At 61.0% G+C, this 18,813-nt stretch carries 15 protein-coding genes; 14 read left to right on the forward strand and 1 reads right to left on the reverse strand.

Going from position 1 to position 18,813, the window contains the following annotated elements:
- The first annotated feature begins 103 nt into the window (after positions 1–103).
- The 3 genes from acnA (at position 104) to BW979_RS21480 (ending at position 5,401) form a co-directional block, all read left to right on the forward strand.
- On the forward strand, positions 104–2,845 hold the full coding sequence (gene acnA, locus BW979_RS21470; protein ID WP_047227195.1) for an aconitate hydratase AcnA: 2,742 nt from the start codon (positions 104–106) through the stop codon (positions 2,843–2,845).
- 125 nt (positions 2,846–2,970) lie between these two features.
- Positions 2,971–3,759: a CPBP family intramembrane glutamic endopeptidase gene (locus BW979_RS21475; RefSeq protein ID WP_047227194.1), complete on the forward strand. Its 789-nt coding sequence runs from the start codon at positions 2,971–2,973 to the stop codon at positions 3,757–3,759.
- Positions 3,760–3,835: 76 nt separating this feature from the next.
- Entirely contained in the window at positions 3,836–5,401 is a 1,566-nt protein-coding gene (locus tag BW979_RS21480) for a methyl-accepting chemotaxis protein (RefSeq protein ID WP_076385612.1), read from the forward strand.
- A 412-nt stretch (positions 5,402–5,813) separates the two neighbouring features.
- Here BW979_RS21480 and BW979_RS21485 read toward each other — a convergent pair whose 3' ends face one another.
- Positions 5,814–6,500 carry an alpha/beta family hydrolase gene (locus tag BW979_RS21485; RefSeq protein WP_076385614.1) on the reverse strand — a complete coding sequence of 229 codons (687 nt, stop codon included), beginning with the start codon at positions 6,498–6,500 and terminating at the stop codon, positions 5,814–5,816.
- A gap of 96 nt (positions 6,501–6,596) precedes the next feature.
- Between BW979_RS21485 and ccoN (BW979_RS21490) the strand changes: the two genes are divergently transcribed.
- The 11 genes from ccoN (BW979_RS21490) (at position 6,597) to BW979_RS21540 (ending at position 18,808) form a co-directional block, all read left to right on the forward strand.
- Positions 6,597–8,021 carry a cytochrome-c oxidase, cbb3-type subunit I gene (gene ccoN / locus BW979_RS21490; protein WP_014339375.1) on the forward strand — a complete coding sequence of 475 codons (1,425 nt, stop codon included), beginning with the start codon at positions 6,597–6,599 and terminating at the stop codon, positions 8,019–8,021.
- Between the two features lie 10 nt (positions 8,022–8,031).
- Positions 8,032–8,640 (forward strand): cytochrome-c oxidase, cbb3-type subunit II, encoded by a 609-nt coding sequence (gene ccoO / locus BW979_RS21495; protein WP_076385616.1) that lies wholly within the window; start codon positions 8,032–8,034, stop codon positions 8,638–8,640.
- A gap of 4 nt (positions 8,641–8,644) precedes the next feature.
- On the forward strand, positions 8,645–8,848 hold the full coding sequence (locus tag BW979_RS21500; RefSeq protein WP_047227189.1) for a cbb3-type cytochrome oxidase subunit 3: 204 nt from the start codon (positions 8,645–8,647) through the stop codon (positions 8,846–8,848).
- Complete coding sequence (gene ccoP, locus BW979_RS21505; RefSeq protein WP_047227188.1) at positions 8,845–9,798, forward strand: cytochrome-c oxidase, cbb3-type subunit III; 954 nt, start codon at positions 8,845–8,847, stop codon at positions 9,796–9,798. The genes BW979_RS21500 and ccoP (BW979_RS21505) overlap by 4 nt, the downstream gene beginning before the upstream one ends.
- A gap of 481 nt (positions 9,799–10,279) precedes the next feature.
- Positions 10,280–11,722 carry a cytochrome-c oxidase, cbb3-type subunit I gene (gene ccoN / locus BW979_RS21510; RefSeq protein ID WP_047227187.1) on the forward strand — a complete coding sequence of 481 codons (1,443 nt, stop codon included), beginning with the start codon at positions 10,280–10,282 and terminating at the stop codon, positions 11,720–11,722.
- Positions 11,722–12,330, forward strand: a complete 609-nt coding sequence (gene ccoO / locus BW979_RS21515; RefSeq protein ID WP_014339380.1) for a cytochrome-c oxidase, cbb3-type subunit II — start codon at positions 11,722–11,724, stop codon at positions 12,328–12,330. The genes ccoN (BW979_RS21510) and ccoO (BW979_RS21515) overlap by 1 nt, the downstream gene beginning before the upstream one ends.
- 5 nt (positions 12,331–12,335) lie before the next feature.
- Positions 12,336–12,521: a CcoQ/FixQ family Cbb3-type cytochrome c oxidase assembly chaperone gene (locus BW979_RS21520; protein WP_003183474.1), complete on the forward strand. Its 186-nt coding sequence runs from the start codon at positions 12,336–12,338 to the stop codon at positions 12,519–12,521.
- On the forward strand, positions 12,518–13,501 hold the full coding sequence (gene ccoP, locus BW979_RS21525) for a cytochrome-c oxidase, cbb3-type subunit III (protein ID WP_076385618.1): 984 nt from the start codon (positions 12,518–12,520) through the stop codon (positions 13,499–13,501). Before BW979_RS21520 ends, ccoP (BW979_RS21525) begins: the two co-directional genes overlap by 4 nt.
- A gap of 148 nt (positions 13,502–13,649) precedes the next feature.
- Positions 13,650–13,904: a type II toxin-antitoxin system Phd/YefM family antitoxin gene (locus BW979_RS21530; RefSeq protein WP_076385620.1), complete on the forward strand. Its 255-nt coding sequence runs from the start codon at positions 13,650–13,652 to the stop codon at positions 13,902–13,904.
- A complete protein-coding gene (locus BW979_RS21535) occupies positions 13,904–14,314 on the forward strand; it encodes a type II toxin-antitoxin system VapC family toxin (RefSeq protein ID WP_076385622.1) in 411 nt (136 codons plus the stop codon). Before BW979_RS21530 ends, BW979_RS21535 begins: the two co-directional genes overlap by 1 nt.
- Before the next feature lie 90 nt (positions 14,315–14,404).
- Positions 14,405–18,808, forward strand: a complete 4,404-nt coding sequence (locus BW979_RS21540) for an RHS repeat-associated core domain-containing protein (RefSeq protein WP_231990596.1) — start codon at positions 14,405–14,407, stop codon at positions 18,806–18,808.
- Positions 18,809–18,813 lie beyond the last annotated feature (5 nt).

Below are 18,813 nucleotides of genomic sequence, written 5' to 3' on the forward strand. Positions count from 1 at the left end.
TCGTAGAGTCCAGTGATTAGTCATACGCTCAAAACAGGGCTAGGTTAAAGGCTCTGTCCGTCCCGTCAGTCCGTAGCCGTGCGGACTCAAAGGAGTCATTTCAATGCCGTCCCTCGATAGCCTGAAAACCCTTAAAACGCTGCAAGTCGACGCCAGGATTTACCACTATTTCAGCCTGCCCGACGCCGCCCGAAGCCTGGGAGACCTGGACCGGTTGCCCATGTCCCTCAAAGTGCTGCTGGAGAACCTGCTGCGCTGGGAAGATGAAAAAACGGTCACCGGCACCGATCTCAAGGCCCTCGCCGGCTGGCTGAAGGAGCGTCGTTCCGACCGGGAAATTCAATACCGTCCTGCTCGGGTACTGATGCAAGACTTCACCGGCGTTCCGGCCGTGGTCGATCTGGCCGCCATGCGCGCCGCCATGGAAAAGGCCGGTGGCGATCCGCAGCGGATCAACCCGCTGTCACCCGTGGACCTGGTGATCGACCACTCGGTGATGGTGGACAATTTCGCCAGCAGCCAGGCGTTCGAACAGAACGTCGACATCGAAATGCAGCGCAACGGAGAGCGCTACGCCTTCCTGCGTTGGGGCCAGAGCGCCTTCGACAACTTTAGCGTGGTGCCGCCGGGCACCGGCATTTGCCACCAGGTCAACCTCGAATACCTGGGCCGCACCGTGTGGACCAAAGAGGAAGACGGACGGACCTATGCGTTCCCGGACACCCTGGTGGGCACCGATTCCCACACCACCATGATCAACGGCCTCGGTGTACTGGGCTGGGGCGTCGGCGGGATTGAGGCCGAAGCGGCCATGCTCGGCCAGCCGGTGTCGATGCTGATTCCAGAAGTCATCGGTTTCAAACTCATCGGCAAGCTGCGCGAAGGCATCACCGCCACCGACCTGGTGCTGACGGTCACCCAGATGCTGCGCAAGAAAGGTGTGGTGGGCAAATTCGTCGAGTTCTATGGCGACGGCCTTGCCGACCTGCCGTTGGCCGACCGCGCCACCATCGCCAACATGGCCCCGGAATACGGCGCCACCTGCGGTTTCTTCCCGGTGGACGACGTGACCCTGGACTACCTGCGCCTGTCCGGACGTCCGACCGAAACCGTGAAGCTGGTGGAAGCCTACTGCAAGGCTCAGGGCCTGTGGCGGCTGCCCGGCCAGGAACCGGTATTCACCGACACGCTGGAACTGGACATGGGGAGTGTCGAGGCCAGTCTCGCCGGGCCCAAGCGTCCTCAAGACCGGGTCTCACTGCCGAATGTCGGCCAGGCTTTCAGCGACTTCCTGGGCCTGAACGTCAAACCCACCAGCAAGGAAGAAGGCCGCCTGGAAAGCGAAGGCGGCGGTGGGGTCGCGGTAGGCAACGCCGATCAGGTGGGGGAAAGCGAATACGAGTTCGAGGGCCGGACCCATCGCCTGAAAAACGGCGCAGTGGTGATTGCGGCCATTACCTCTTGCACCAACACCTCCAACCCCAGCGTGATGATGGCCGCCGGGCTGCTGGCGAAAAAAGCCGTGGAGAAAGGCCTGACCCGTAAGCCGTGGGTCAAGAGTTCCCTGGCACCAGGTTCGAAGGTGGTCACCGATTACTACAAGGCCGCCGGGCTGACCGAGTACCTGGACAAACTGGGTTTCGATCTGGTGGGTTACGGTTGCACGACCTGTATCGGCAACTCGGGGCCGTTGCCCGAGCCGATCGAAAAAGCCATCCAGAGCGCCGACCTGACGGTGGCCTCGGTGCTGTCGGGTAATCGTAACTTCGAAGGCCGCGTGCACCCGTTGGTAAAAACCAACTGGCTGGCGTCGCCGCCCCTGGTGGTCGCCTATGCCCTGGCCGGCACGGTGCGCATCGACATCAGCAGTGAACCGCTGGGCAACGACCGCGACGGCAACCCGGTGTACCTGCGCGATATCTGGCCCAGCAGCCAGGAAGTCGCCAACGCGGTGGCCCAGGTCAACACCAGCATGTTCCACAAGGAATACGCCGCCGTGTTTGCCGGTGATGAGCAATGGCAGGCTATCGAGGTGCCGCAAGCCGCGACTTACGTCTGGCAATCGGACTCAACCTACATCCAGCACCCGCCGTTCTTCGAGAACATCAGTGGGCCGCCACCGGCCATCAACAATGTCGAAGGCGCACGAATCCTGGCTTTGCTCGGCGACTCGGTGACCACCGACCACATCTCTCCGGCCGGCAATATCAAGACCGACAGCCCGGCAGGCCGTTATCTGCGCGAACAGGGCGTGGAGCCCCGGGACTTCAACTCCTACGGTTCAAGACGCGGCAACCATCAGGTCATGATGCGCGGCACCTTCGCCAATATCCGGATCCGCAATGAAATGCTCGGCGGCGAAGAAGGCGGCAATACGATCTACATCCCCAGTGGCGAGAAAATGCCGATCTACGACGCCGCCATGTCGTATCAGGCCATGGGCACGCCTCTGGTGGTGATCGCCGGACAGGAATATGGCACCGGCTCGAGTCGGGACTGGGCCGCCAAGGGCACCAATCTGTTGGGGGTCAAGGCGGTGATCGCCGAGAGCTTCGAGCGCATCCATCGCTCCAACCTGGTGGGCATGGGCGTGCTGCCGTTGCAGTTCAAGCTCGATCAGAATCGCAAGAGCCTGAACCTCACCGGCAAGGAAACCCTGGACATCCTGGGCCTGAGCGACGTCGAACTGACGCCACGCATGAACCTGCCGCTGATCATCACGCGCGAGGACGGCCGCCAGGAGCGGATTGAAGTGTTGTGCCGGATCGACACCTTGAATGAAGTGGAATATTTCAAGGCTGGGGGGATTTTGCACTACGTCCTACGGCAATTGATTTCAGAATAAAAAGAAGCGTCTTACGAAAACACCGCCTGTTAATAGGCGGTGTTTTCGTATGGGTCTGCCTATAATCCCGCCGGTCCTGCCATCACCATCGCCACAAACGGTTCTTCAGTCTCAAAGGATGTGATATGCCTGCCCTGCCCTGGCCATACCTGGCCTTCCTTTCCATCGGCTATGCCTTGGCCCTGGCCTTCGGTCAACTGGCCTGGACTGCTGCGATCTCGGTCGCGCTGCTGCTGTTCGCCGGGTATGCGGTGCGCCAGCAGCAGACACCGGTCGGGCAGTTTCTCGGCCACGCCCTGTTTGTGGTGATGGCCCTGGCGTTGGCCTTGCACTGGATGCCGGGTTTTTTCAATGGCCGGGCAATCGCGCCGCAACGTTTTACCGACGATGCCGTGCCGTTTGCCATGTACCTGAACCAGGACAAGCCACTGATCGGCTTCTGGTTACTGCTGGCGTGTCCCTGGATCGTCGGCAGGCGCTCGTTTCGCCTGTCGCTACAGGCCACGGCCCTGGGGCTGACCCTGAGCGCCGTGCTGGCGCTGGGCGGGGCGATGCTGCTGGGAATGATCCATTGGGCACCGAAGTGGCCGGAGTCGGCCTGGATATGGGTACTCAATAATCTTTTATTGGTGACGTTGGTGGAGGAAGCGCTGTTTCGTGGCTACATTCAGGGTGGCCTGAGCCGACGCTTCAAACATCTGAACTATGGCGACAATCTGGCATTAATCCTGGCCTCACTGCTGTTCGGCCTGGTGCATGCCGGGGCGGGATGGCAATGGGTGTTGCTGTCGGGCATGGCGGGGGTCGGTTATGGCCTGGCTTATCGCTTTGGTGGGCTGGGCGCGGCGATTGCCGCCCACTTTGGCCTCAATCTGCTTCATTTCGCCCTATTTACCTACCCGATGCTGGCGTGATACCGACCGGAAAAATAACTTCAATAAAAACCTGACGGCGCCGACAACCTTTCAAAGCCTTGCGGATCTACACACCATGCGTAACAACCAGCCCGTCACACAACGCGAAAGGACCTTCCCGGCCCAACAACGTCTGATTTCCACTACCGATGCCAAAGGCGTGATCACCTATTGCAACGACGCGTTCGTTGAAATCAGCGGGTTTTCCAAGGAGGAACTGATCCGCTCGCCCCACAACCTGGTACGCCATCCCGATGTGCCGTCGGCCGTGTTCGCCCATATGTGGAACACGCTCAAACAAGGCTTGCCATGGATGGGCATCGTCAAGAATCGCTGCAAGAGCGGTGACCATTACTGGGTCAACGCCTATGTCACCCCCGTGTTCGAAGGTAACCAGGTGATCGGCTACGAGTCGGTGCGGGTCAAGCCCAGCGCCGAGCAGATCAGCCGGGCCGAAGCGCTCTATCAACGCATCAATCAGGGCAAGCCGGCGATCCCGCGCAGCGACAAATGGTTGCCGATCCTGCAGGACTGGCTGCCGTTTATCCTGGTCAGCCAGTTGAGCTTCGTCGTTGGTGCGTTTCTCAATTCCTCCTGGGGCTTTGCCCTGGCTGCCGTGCTCTCGGTGCCCCTGGGCCTGATGGGCCTGCAATGGCAACAGCGCGGGATCAAGCGCCTGCTGCGTCTGGCCGAGCAAACCACCTCCGACCCGTTGATCGCCCGGATGTACACCGACAGCCGGGGCGTCCAGGCGCGCCTGGAGATGTCGATCCTCAGCCAGGAAGCTCGCCTGAAAACCTGCCTGACCCGGTTGCAGGACACTGCCGAACACCTCAACGAGCAGGCGCGGCAGTCGAACTCGCTGGCCCATAACAGCTCCAGTGGGCTGGAACGCCAGCGAGTGGAGACCGAACAGGTGGCCACCGCCGTCAACGAGATGGCCGCGACGACCCAGGAAGTCGCCAGCCACGTGCAACGCACCGCCGACGCCACCCAGGAAGCCAATCGCCTGACCAGTCGTGGACGCGACATCGCCGGGGAAACCCGTGAAGCCATCGAGCGCTTGTCGGTGGTGGTGGGCGAGACCGGGCAGACCGTGACCCAGCTGGCCAAGGACAGCGACGAGATCGGTGGCGTGGTGGACGTGATCAAAGGCATTGCCGACCAGACCAACCTGCTGGCCCTCAACGCCGCCATCGAAGCGGCCCGCGCCGGAGAGATGGGTCGCGGCTTTGCCGTGGTGGCCGACGAAGTGCGCCAACTGGCGCAACGTACCAGTGAGTCCACCGGGCAGATCCACGCCCTGATCGCCAAGCTCCAGCAAACCGCCACCAATGCCGTGCAGACCATGGATGCCGGCCACCGCCAGGCTGAAGAAGGCGTGGCTCGGGTCATGGAGGCGGACGCAGCGCTGGTGGGCATCAGTGAAGCGGTGGCCAACATCACCGACATGACCACCCAGATCGCTGCCGCTACCGAAGAGCAGAGTTCGGTGGCCGAAGAGATCAGCCGCAACATCAGCAACATCTCGGAACTGGCCGACCAGACCTCGGGCCAGGCCCACAGCTCGGCGCTACTGAGCGAAGAACTGACCCGCACCGCCAATACGCAGTATTCGCTGGTGGAGCGGTTCAACCGCTGATAGAGGCCTGCCTCATGAAAAACCCGGACAGCGCAAGCTTCCGGGTTTTTTGTTGCCTGACAGGCCGCTATCGCGAGCAGGCTCGCTCCCACAGGGGGCCAAGGTTGCTCATTCAAAGGCATTCCAATTGTGGGAGCAGGCTTACTCCCTCAGGGGGTCAAGGTTGCTCATTCAAAGGCATTCCAATTGTGGGAGCAGCCTTACTCCCTCAGAGGGTCAAGGTTGCTCATTCAAAGGCATTCCAATTGTGGGAGCAGCCTTACTCCCTCAGAGGGTCAAGGTTGCTCATTCAAAGGCATTCCAATTGTGGGAGCAGGCTTACTCCCTCAGGGGGTCAGGTTGCTCATTCAAAGGCATTCCAATTGTGGGAGCGAGCCTGCTCGCGATGAGGCCTTGATAGCCAGCAAGGAACCTACTGAAGAAACCCGGCCACGCTGCCCGCCGCCGCCTCCAAATGCTGCTCGTGACTAAACCCCGAGGCCTTCAGCGGTTTCAGATCATGATCCCCCGCCACCAGCCACATCACCTCGATACTCGGTGACAGCACGTAACCCTGCACCGCCTCGCGGTTACCCAAGGCATCGCGCTCGCCCTGGACGATCAAGGTCCGGGTCTTCAAGGCTGCCAAGTGCTCGACCCGCGGTTTCTCCGGTTTGCCCACCGCGTAGAAGGGATACCCCAGGCACACCAGGGCATCAGCTTTCAGCTCATCGGCCAGCAAACTCGCCATGCGCCCGCCCATGGACTTGCCGCCAATGGCCAACCGCCCAGCGACATAAGGCCGCACCGTGGCGTACACCTCACGCCAGCATTCCAGCAACTTGGGAGCCGGGTTCGGCGGACGCTTACCGCCGTCCAGGCGTCGTTGAGCCATGTAGGGAAACTCAAAGCGCAACACGTTGATGCCATGTCCGGCAAGGCGCGCGGCCATTTCGTTCATGAACCCGCTGTCCATCGGCGCGCCGGCGCCATGGGCCAGGATCAGGGTCGGTGGCTCGGCGCTGACACCCGTTTGCGCCGCCGTCCATAGCCAACCGTGTTCGGCCACACATCGCGCCCATTGATCCCCGTCAATACTGGCCTTGTGCTGTTTGTCCATGCTTGCCTCGCTTTTAGTCTGCCTATAACTCCAGGCGAAGAATGCCGCGCTGCCTTGCGCAAGCGCTCACTTCGGCTGAACCGTGGATGGGGAACCATGAACACATCTATCAGTACCGCCTACAACTACAAGGTGGTCCGCCAATTCGCCATTATGACGGTGGTGTGGGGCATCGTCGGCATGGGGCTCGGGGTTTTTCTCGCGGCCCAATTGGTCTGGCCACAGCTCAACTTCGATTTGCCGTGGACCAGCTTCGGCCGCCTGCGCCCGTTGCATACCAACGCGGTGATCTTCGCCTTCGGCGGCTGCGCCCTGTTCGCCAGTTCGTTCTACTCGGTGCAACGCACCTGTCAGACACAGCTGTTCGCGCCGAAAATCGCCGCGTTCTGCTTCTGGGGCTGGCAATTGGTGATCCTGCTGGCGGCCATCAGCCTGCCGCTGGGCTACACCAGCTCCAAGGAATACGCCGAACTGGAATGGCCGATCGACATTCTGATCACCATCGTCTGGGTCGCCTACGCCATCGTGTTCTTCGGCACCGTGGCCAAGCGCAACACCAAACACATCTATGTCGGTAACTGGTTCTTCGGCGGGTTCATCCTGACCGTGGCGATCCTGCATATCGTCAACAACCTGGAATTGCCGGTGAGCTTCACCAAATCCTACTCGGTGTATGCCGGGGCCACCGATGCGATGGTGCAATGGTGGTACGGCCACAACGCCGTGGGCTTTTTCCTCACCGCCGGCTTTTTGGGGATGATGTATTACTTCGTGCCGAAGCAGGCCGAGCGTCCGGTGTATTCCTATCGGTTGTCCATCGTGCACTTCTGGGCGCTGATCACCCTGTACATCTGGGCCGGCCCGCACCACCTGCACTACACCGCGCTGCCGGACTGGGCACAGTCCCTGGGCATGGTGATGTCGCTGATCCTGCTGGCGCCAAGCTGGGGCGGCATGATCAACGGCATGATGACCCTGTCGGGTGCCTGGCATAAATTGCGCAGCGACCCGATCCTGCGGTTCCTGGTGGTGTCCCTGGCGTTCTACGGCATGTCGACCTTCGAAGGCCCGATGATGGCCATCAAGACCGTCAACGCCCTCTCCCACTACACCGACTGGACCATCGGCCACGTACACGCTGGTGCCTTGGGTTGGGTAGCGATGATTTCCATCGGCGCGCTGTATCACATGATCCCGAAAGTCTTCGGCCGCCCCCAGATGCACAGCATCGGCCTGATCAACGCGCACTTCTGGCTCGCGACCATCGGCACCGTGCTGTACATCGCCTCCATGTGGGTCAACGGCATCGCCCAGGGCCTGATGTGGCGTGCGGTGAACGAGGACGGCACCCTGACCTACTCCTTCGTTGAAACCCTGGTGGCCAGCCACCCCGGCTTCGTCGTACGGCTGGCGGGCGGGGCGATCTTTCTCCTCGGCATGCTGCTGATGGCCTACAACACCTGGCGCACCGTGCGGGCCTACCAGCCTGCCGAAGCCGCCGCTGCCGCGCAGATGGCTTGAGGAGTCCGCCATGAAACACGAAACAATCGAAAAAAACGTCGGCCTGCTGATGCTGCTGATGGTTCTGGCCGTGAGCATTGGCGGCCTGACCCAGATCGTGCCGCTGTTCTTCCAGGACGTGACCAACAAACCGGTGGACGGCATGAAGCCCTACACCGCCCTGCAACTGGAAGGTCGCGACATCTATATCCGCGAAGGCTGCGTCGGCTGCCATTCGCAGATGATCCGTCCGTTCCGCGCCGAGACCGAGCGCTACGGCCACTACTCGGTGGCCGGTGAAAGCGTCTGGGACCACCCGTTCCTGTGGGGCTCCAAGCGCACCGGGCCGGACCTGGCCCGGGTCGGCGCGCGCTACTCCGATGACTGGCATCGCGCCCACCTGTACAACCCGCGCAACGTCGTGCCTGAGTCGAAGATGCCGGCCTATCCGTGGCTGGTGACCCAAGCGGTGGACAGCAGCCACACCGAAGGCAAGCTGCGCGCCATGCGCACCCTGGGCGTGCCGTACACCGACGACGACATCGCCGGCAGCGTGGCCTCGCTCAAGGACAAGACCGAGATGGACGCGCTGGTGGCCTACCTGCAAGTGCTCGGCACTGCCATCAAGAGCAAGAGGTGAGCCTATGTTTCTTGAAATGAGCACTGGAATGATCCGCGGCCTGGGCACGGTCGTGGTGTTCGTGGCCTTCATCGGCCTGACCCTGTGGGTATTCAGCAGCAAGCGCAACTCGGAGTTCGCTCAGGCGCGCCTGCTGCCGTTCGCCGACGAGCCATCCGCCGACATCGCCAACCCCCAAGACCCTGCAACAAGGAGCACCCGGCCATGACCACCTTCTGGAGTACGTGGATCAGCGTACTGACCATCGGCAGCCTGATCGGTCTGACCTGGCTGCTGATCGGCACCCGCAAGGGCGAGACCAAGGGCAGCGTCGACCAGACCATGGGCCACAGCTTCGACGGCATCGAGGAGTACGACAACCCGCTGCCGCAGTGGTGGTTCCTGTTGTTCGCCGGCACTTTGGTGTTTTCCGTCGGCTACCTGGTTCTCTACCCGGGCCTGGGCAACTGGAAAGGCATCCTGCCCGGCTACGAAAATGGCTGGACCGGCGCCCATGAATGGGAAAAGGAAATGGCCAGGGCCGACGCCAAGTTCGGGCCGATCTTCGCCAAATTCGCCGCCATGCCGGTGGAAGAAGTCGCCAAGGACCCACAGGCCTTGAAGATGGGTGGCCGCTTGTTCGCCTCCAACTGCTCGGTCTGCCACGGCTCGGACGCCAAGGGTGCCTTCGGCTTCCCGAACCTGGCCGACAGCCACTGGCGCTGGGGCGGCAGTGCCGAAACCATCAAGGCCACCATCATGGGCGGTCGCATGGCCGCGATGCCGGCCTGGGGCGAAGTGCTGGGCGAAGCCGGCGTCAAGAACGTGGCCGCGTATGTGCGCCATGATCTGGCGGGCCTGCCGCTGCCGGCAGACAGCGGCGCCGACCTGCAAGCAGGCCAGCAAGCGTTCAACACCACTTGCGTTGCCTGCCACGGTGCCAACGGTAAAGGCACCGAAGCCATGGGCGCGCCAGACCTGACCTTGCCGGCCGGCTTCATCTACGGCACCAGCCTGGCGCAACTGCAACAGACCATCCGTCATGGCCGCCAGGGCCATATGCCGGCGCAGAATGAGCTGCTCGGCAATGACAAGGTGCAACTGCTCGCGGCTTACGTCTACAGCCTGTCCCACGCGGCGGGCGCCGAGCGTCTGCAAGCTGAACGCAAAAGCGAATAAATCCTGACCAGGCGAACAGCCGCATCCATCTGGATGCGGCTGTTTCGTGCCCCTGCGCGACGCATTGTCGCACCCTCCCTTCGTCTTCCTTTCGGTTCCCCGGAATCAAGTCTAAGCTTGCCTCTGCGTGCGCTGGCGACTGCCGGTTTCAGGTCGACCCGACCCGATGCGTTCGACAATCGTTCGACAAAAAGGCCGCAAAGGCAGGTGAATACCGGCTGTTGCGACAGTTACCTAGCATCACCCGAACGCCGTGCTCGAACACACCCCGTTACAACCGACCTGCCCCCCTCGCCTCTTTCCTTCGTTGCGACATTTTACCGAGGGCCAATTTTGTCCCTACTCAGCACATGGAAAGGCCGCAGAATCTGCTTTGGAAAGCATTGACCCAGGTCATGGCGCGTTGCAATGACCCCCCGCTTTCTCCATACTTGCGACCGATTTTTATCCTAATAAAACACCCAAACCGTGGAACCTTAGAATGAGCACAGCAATCAGTCCGACTGCTTATAACTATAAGGTAGTCCGCCAGTTCGCCATCATGACGGTGGTCTGGGGGATCCTTGGCATGGGGCTCGGTGTATTCATCGCCTCGCAACTGGTCTGGCCGGAGTTGAACTTCGATCTGCCATGGACGACGTTTGGACGCCTGCGCCCGCTGCACACCAACCTGGTGATCTTCGCCTTCGGTGGTTGTGCGTTGTTTGCCACTTCCTATTACGTCGTGCAGCGAACCTGCCAAACGCGACTGATTTCCGACAGCCTCGCCGCCTTCACCTTCTGGGGTTGGCAAGCGGTCATCGTCGGTGCGATCGTGACCTTGCCGATGGGTTTCACCACCACCAAGGAATACGCAGAGCTGGAATGGCCCCTGGCTATTCTGCTGGCCATCGTCTGGGTGACCTACGGTCTGGTGTTCTTCGGCACTATCGTCAAGCGCAAGACCAAGCACATCTATGTCGGTAACTGGTTCTACGGTGCCTTCATCGTCGTGACCGCCATGCTGCACATCGTCAACCACGCGTCCCTGCCGGTCAGCTTCTTCAAGTCTTACTCGGCCTACTCGGGCGCCACCGACGCGATGATCCAGTGGTGGTACGGCCACAACGCCGTGGGCTTCTTCCTGACCACCGGCTTCCTGGGGATGATGTATTACTTCGTGCCGAAACAGGCCGAGCGTCCGATCTATTCCTATCGCCTGTCCATCGTCCACTTCTGGGCGCTGATCACCCTGTACATCTGGGCCGGCCCGCACCACCTGCACTACACCGCGCTGCCGGACTGGGCACAGTCCCTGGGCATGGCGATGTCGATCATTCTGCTGGCTCCGAGCTGGGGCGGCATGATCAACGGCATGATGACCCTCTCGGGCGCCTGGCATAAGCTGCGCACCGACCCGATCCTGCGGTTCCTGGTGGTTTCCCTGGCGTTCTACGGCATGTCGACCTTCGAAGGCCCGATGATGGCCATCAAGACCGTCAACTCCCTGAGCCACTACACCGACTGGACCATCGGTCACGTACACGCCGGGGCCTTGGGCTGGGTTGCGATGATTTCCATCGGCGCGATCTACCACATGATCCCGAAACTGTTCGGTCGTGCGCAGATGCACAGCACCGGCCTGATCAACACTCACTTCTGGCTCGCCACCATCGGCACCGTGCTCTACATCGCCTCGATGTGGGTCAACGGCATCACCCAGGGCCTGATGTGGCGTGCAATCAACGACGACGGCACCCTGACCTACTCGTTCGTTGAAGCGCTGCAAGCCAGCCACCCTGGTTTCATCGTCCGTGCCCTGGGCGGCGCGTTCTTCGCCAGCGGCATGCTGTTCATGGCCTACAACGTGTATCGCACCGTTCGTGCCTCTGACCCGGCTGAAGCTGAAGCCGCCGCCAAGATCGCCGTAGTTGGAGCTCACTGATGAAGCACGAAACAGTAGAGAAGAATATTGGCCTGCTGGCCTTCTTCATGGTCATCGCCGTCAGCATCGGCGGCCTGACCCAGATCGTTCCGCTGTTTTTCCAGGACGTGACCAACAAGCCGGTCGAAGGCATGAAGCCACGCACCGCCCTTGAACTGGAAGGTCGCGACGTCTACATCGCCAACGGCTGTGTCGGCTGCCACTCGCAGATGATCCGTCCGTTTCGCGCCGAAACCGAACGCTATGGCCACTACTCGGTTGCCGGTGAAAGCGTCTGGGACCACCCGTTCCTGTGGGGTTCCAAGCGTACCGGCCCGGACCTGGCCCGTGTGGGCGGTCGCTACTCCGACGACTGGCAGCGTGCGCACCTGTACAACCCGCGCAACGTAGTGCCTGAGTCGAAAATGCCGGCTTACCCGTTCCTCGTAGAAAACAAGCTCGACGGCAAAGACACCGCCAAGAAAATGGAAGTCTTGCGTACCCTGGGCGTGCCTTACACCGATGAAGACATCGCCGGTGCCAAGGATGCCGTGAAGGGCAAGACTGAAATGGACGCGCTGGTGGCCTATCTGCAAGGCCTGGGCACCATCATCAAAAGCAAACGGTGATTTAGATGGATATCGGGATGATTCGTGGCCTGGGCACCGTCGTCGTGATGGTGGCCTTTATCGGTCTGGCGTTGTGGGTGTTCAGCCCCAAGCGCAAGTCGGAGTTTGACGACGCGACCTTGCTGCCGTTCGCGGATGATCCCGAAGCCATCAAGCACGTCGAGCAAGCTTCTAGGAGTAACAAAGAATGACTACGTTCTGGAGTCTGTACGTCACAGTCCTCAGTCTGGGTACGATCTTCGCCCTGACCTGGCTGCTGCTGTCGACCCGTAAGGGCCAGCGCGCCGAACAAACGGACGAGACTGTTGGTCACTCGTTCGATGGCATCGAAGAGTACGACAACCCACTGCCTAAATGGTGGTTCATGTTGTTCGTGGGCACCATTGTCTTCGCCTTGGGTTATCTGGTGCTCTACCCGGGCTTGGGCAACTGGAAAGGCCTGCTGCCAGGGTATAACTACCTGGACACCGAAAAGCAGACCCCTTTCGCCAATGGCCAGACCGGCTGGACCGGCGTTCACGAGTGGGAAAAGGAAATGGCGCGTTCGGATGCCAAGTTCGGCCCGATCTTCGCCAAGTTCGCCTCCATGCCGATTGAAGAAGTCGCCAAAGACCCGCAAGCCCTGAAGATGGGTGGCCGCCTGTTCGCCTCCAACTGCTCGGTCTGCCACGGTTCCGACGCCAAGGGTGCCTATGGCTTCCCGAACCTGACCGACGCCGACTGGCGCTGGGGTGGTGAGCCGGAAACCATCAAGACCACCATCATGGGCGGTCGTCATGCCGTGATGCCGGGCTGGGCTGCCGTGGTTGGCGAGCAAGGCGTTGCCGACGTCTCCGCCTACGTGGTGACCAGTCTGCACGGCCGTAAACTGCCGGAAGGCGCCAAGGCCGATCCGGCCAACGGCCAGAAGCTGTTCGCGGCTAACTGCGTGGCCTGCCACGGCCCAGCTGGCAAGGGCACGCCTGCCATGGGCGCACCTGACCTGACGCACCCGGCCGGTTTCATCTACGGTTCGAGCTTCGCTCAGCTGCAGCAGACCATCCGTTACGGTCGCCAGGGCCAGATGCCTGCCCAGGCCGATCTGCAGGGTAACGACAAGGTCCACCTGCTGGCTGCGTACGTCTACAGCCTGTCTCATGGGGAACCGGCGCCAGCCGCCGATGCCCAGTAAGGCACACGCCTGATGTACCAAAGGCCCCGTCAACCCATGTTGGCGGGGCCTTTTTTATTGGTGGGTATCCAGGAGCGAAGCTGTTTAACTTGCTCGCCGCCCACGCCAGTAGTAACGTGCCTACATTGTAGTTTATGAGGGCACTGCCATGTCCATCACGACCATTTCCAGCCGCGAATTCAACCACGACACAAGTGGTGCCAAAAAAGCCGCCCGCCAGGGGCCAGTCATCATCACTGACCGTGGCAAGCCGGCCCACGTACTGCTAAGCATTGAGCAGTACCAGAAACTGACCGGCATTGGCACCAGCATTGTCGAGTTGCTGGTCATGCCTGACGCGCCGGATACCGATTTCGATACCGAACGTGCCGTCATCACTCCCCGGCCAGTGGACCTGTCCTGATGTTTCTACTCGACACCAATGTCATTTCGGAACTGCGCAAGCCGCATGCAGATAAAAACGTACAGGCCTGGGCACGGAGCGTGTCCGCCCCCAACCTGTATGTCTCGGCAATCACCGTATTGGAGCTGGAAACTGGTGTAATGCGCTTCGAACGCAAAGATCCGGTGCAAGGCAGCCGCCTGCGCGCGTGGCTGGATAACCACGTCCTGCCCGCATTTTCCGGCAGGATCCTGGCGGTCGACCGCACCGTCGCGCTGCGCTGCGCTCGCCTGCATATACCGGATCGCAGCAATGAATGCGATGCACTGATTGCCGCCACCGCGCTGGTCCATGGCCTGACCGTGGTCACCCGCAATGTGAGTGATTTTCAAAGCAGCGGCGTGGCCTTGCTCAATCCATGGTCAAGCTAATATAACGTCGCGACGGACCATCAATTACCGCCAAGGAGATAGGCGCAATGGGCATCGAAACACTTCAGCGCGCAACGATGAGCCCCCGGCATGTCTGACGCGCTCTGGGCCGCTCGCCTGGGCGATGCACTGAACCACACCTCCATGATGGCCGACATTCTCGGCGGCGTGCTGGAAGTGGCGGCCAACATCGCCATCACCGCCCTGGCGACGGCAGCGGTGGTGGCCGCCACCGGCATCACCGTCGCCACGGGTGGCTTGGGTTGTTTCCTGCTCGGTGCGGTGGTGGGGGCGGTCGTGGGCATTGCCATGAGCAAGACCGGGGCCGACGAAGGCCTGAGCAATATCTGCGAAGGCATCGGCAACGCGCTCTTCCCGCCCACGGTGCAGGCCAACATCCTCACCGGCTCCAAGGACACCTTTACCAACAACATCCCCTCGGCCCGCGCCGCCGGAGCGGTTGTTTCCCATGTCGCGCCGGCCGGCACCGAACTGGACATGCCCGAGCCGGAAGAAGAAGCCGAGCCCAGTTACCTGGACATGGCCGGCAACTTCTTCTCGCAGATGTGGCGCCCCACCGTCGCCTCGCCCGCCCCCGGCACAGAGACTCGGCCGGAAGACCTGGTGATCTGCACCAAGCACCCCCCGATGCCGCCGCAGTTCATGGCTGAAGGCTCGGACAAAGTCACCATCAATGGCCAGCCCGCCGTGCGCAGCGGCGACCGCAGCACCTGCGATGCGACGGTGGTCTCGGCCGGGTTGATTTCCCCGGACGTGACCATCGGCGGCGGCTCAGTGGTGGTGCGTGAGATTCGCAGCGGCAAGACCCCGGGCGTGGGGCTGGCGGTCACCGCGTTGCTGATGCTCAAGGGGGGCAAGGGCAAGTTCTTCAGCAAACTGCCGTGCATGCTGGCCGGTGGCGCGGCGTCGATGGCGGTCAGCAGCGCTATGGGCGCCGCGGCCAACGCCGCCATGGGTTCGTCGAACCCGGTGCATGCCGCCACCGGCGCCAAGGTGCTGGGCCGCGATGAAGAGCTGGACTTCGTTTTGCCCGGTGTTCTGCCAATCGACTGGCAACGCTTCTACAACAGCCGCGACGAGCGCCGCGAAGGTATGTTCGGTGCGGGCTGGAGCGTGGTCTACGAGGTGCAGGTGGAGATCCTGGCCCATCCCGAGGGCGGCGAGACCCTGCTCTACACCGACGAACAGGCCCGGCCCATCGACATGGGTTCGATCCCGTTGGGCGGCGCGGTGTTCAGTGCTGGCGAAGGCCTGGCCGTGCGACGTCATCTCAACGGGCAGTTGCTGATCGAAAGCGACGACGGTGTGTATCGCCTATTCGAACCCACGCCGGGCCACACATCCCTGCTGCGCCTGAGCCAACTCGGTGACCGCAACGACAATCGCATCTTCCTCGACTACGACGCCGCCGGACGACTGATACGCCTGCGCGACACCTTCGATCTGGTGCAAGTCGAGCTGATCCGCGAGCGCGAACGCGTCACCCAGATAGAACGCCTCTACCCCGACCAACAGCGCGAAGTGCTGGTCAGCTACGCCTACGACACAGCGAACAACCTGAGCGAAGTACGCGACGCCACCGGCCAGGTGCAACGGCGTTTCAGCTACGACGCCGGCCAGCGAATGCTGGAACACCAACTGCCCACTGGGCTGCGTTGCTTCTACGAATGGGCCTTGGTCGAAGACCAGGAATGGCGCGTGGTCCGGCACTGGACCGACGAGGGCGACACCTACCAGTTCGACTATGACCTCAAGGCCGGTGTAACCCGCATTACCGACGGTTTGCAGCGCGTCAGCACGCGCCACTGGAACAGCCAACACCAGATCACCCGATACAGCGACAACCTCGGCCAGACCTGGCTGTTCGAGTGGAACGACGAACGCCAACTGCTCAGCGCCACCGACCCACAGGGCGGGCGCTATGAATACAGCTATGACGAGGCCGGTAACCTGATCGGCGAAACCGATCCGTTGGGCCGCAGTGATTCGACGTTATGGCTCGAGCACTGGGCGCTGCCGCTGGTGGACACCAATGCCGCCGGCCACAGCTGGAAATACCGCTACGATCAACGCGGCAACTGCACCGCCGAAACCGATCCCCTGGGCCACGTCACCCGCTACCGCTATGACGCCCACGGTCAGGTCATCGAAATCATCGACGCCACCGGCAAGCTTAAAAAGCTGCGCTGGAATCCGTTCGGGCAGTTGGTGGAGCACATCGATTGCTCGGGTTACCCGACACGGTTCAGCTACGACCAGCGCGGCTACCTGCAGACCATCACCGACGCCCTCGGCGAGCGCACCCAGTTCAGCTACGACGCCCAAGGCCGTTTGCTCAGCAGCCAATTGCCGGATGGCCGCACCGAACAGTACCAGCGCGACCTCGCCGGGCAGTTGACCGGCTACACCGACCCGGCCGGGCACACCACGCTCTACCAGCACAACCGTCGCGGTCAGGTCCGCCAACGCACCGACGCCCACGGCCGGCAGGTACAATTCGCGTACGACAGCTACGGGCGGCTGCAGGCGCTGACCAATGAGAATGGCGGGAGCTACCGGTTTGCCTGGGATGCGGGGGATCGGTTGGCCGAACAGCGCAACCTTGATGGCAGCGCCAAAGGCTACACGTACGACGTCCTCAACAACGTAAAACGAGTCGAAACCATCGCAGCGCCGCGAGGTGATCATCAGCCCAGTGAAAGGACCATTGTTCATCATCTCGAACGTGATGCCATTGGCCGGCTGACCACCCGAATCACACCTGATGGACAGTCCCGGTACAGCTATAGCCCGTTGAATCAGTTAATCGAAGCCACCGTCATCGCTAACGACGGCAACGAACAACGACTGGGCTTTGCTTATGACGCGCTGGGTTATCTGATTGAGGAGCAGAGTTCAGCGGGCGTTCTGAAGCATCACTACGACGAACTCGGCAACCTGATCCAGACCCACCTACCCGACGGCCGTTGGGTCAGCCGCCTGTACTATGGCAGTGGTCATCTGCACCAAATCAACCTCGACGGCCACGTCATCAGCGACTTCGAACGCGACCGGCTGCATCGAGAGGTGCTGCGCACCCAAGGCCAAATCAGCACACGGAGTGAATATGACCGTAGCGGGCGCTTACGCAGCCGCCAACGCCGGCATACCAGCCAGCCGTCGTTGATGCCTGCCGCAGATCAAACCCATTTTGAGTTTGATCCTGGCGACCACCTGGTGGCGCGCCTTGAACGGCAGCCAAAAGGTCAACAACGCCAATTGCTGCACTACGATGTGACCGGCCGCATCCTGGCAAGCCAGGGCACTCGACAAGGCCAGAATGAAACATTTTCCTTCGATGCCGCCGCCAATCTCCTCGACAGTTCACCTGGTACAGGTGGGCGGGTTACGCACAACCAACTCAAGCGCTATCAGGATAAGCACTATCGCTACGATGATTTTGGCCGAATGATTGAAAAGCGCAGTGGGCGACATGGCCTGCAGCGCTTCAGTTACGACTCGGATCACCGGCTGGTTGAAGTTCGAACCCAGAAATCCGACGGTGGAAACGTCGTCAGGATGCGCTACGACCCGTTGGGCCGAAGGATTGAGAAAACCGAACATGACGACAACGGGCGTCTCATCGCCCGCACGCGTTTCGACTGGGATGGCCTGCAATTACTCAAGGAACATAAAAATAGCCTGACCAGCCTGTACCTCTATATTGGCGACAGTCACGAGCCCTTGGCCCGGGTCGACGGCATCGGTGAACATCAACGCATCCGCTATTACCACAACGACCCCAATGGTCAGCCACAGGCCTTGACGGAAAGTGACGGCTATCCGCTATGGCACGCTCACTACCAGGTATGGGGCAATACCACTGATGAAGTCCGTGAGCCGTACTACATCGAAGAACAGAACCTGCGTTTTCAGGGGCAATACCTGGACCGGGAAACAGGCCTGCACTACAACACCTTCCGCTTCTATGATCCCGACATAGGCCGCTTTACCACGCCCGACCCCTTGGGCCTGGCCGCAAGCCTGAATCTTTATCGCTACGCACCGAATCCATTTACCTGGATCGACCCGCTGGGGCTTAAAGAGAATGAGATTATCCGGTACATGGGCGAGAGCGAAACCGTCTCGTCCAAGGCCGCCAACGGAGGCAAAGGCGGCTTGGTTCCGAATATCCGAGGAGAGAAAGCGGTCTGGGTCAACCAGGACAGTAACCCTGGATTCAACCCAGGCAATGAGAAGTATCGGGTAGTGGCCACCGTCAATAACGAAGGGGTCAGCATGCTCAATAACCACAAGGACATCTCTACCGTTGACTATAAAGAGACGGGCCTGAAAGATGGCGTGCTGTCCAAGACGAATGAGCCCAAGGCCAGAGGCATCGGTTTCCGATTATTGGATAAATTCAATAAAACCATTACGTCATTTCGTGTCGAGAAGAAAGGCCCGAACGGAAAATGGAAGACCTGCGGATAAAGCCA

Source organism: Pseudomonas sp. A214 (assembly GCF_900156295.1).
GTDB lineage: Bacteria > Pseudomonadota > Gammaproteobacteria > Pseudomonadales > Pseudomonadaceae > Aquipseudomonas > Aquipseudomonas rhizophila.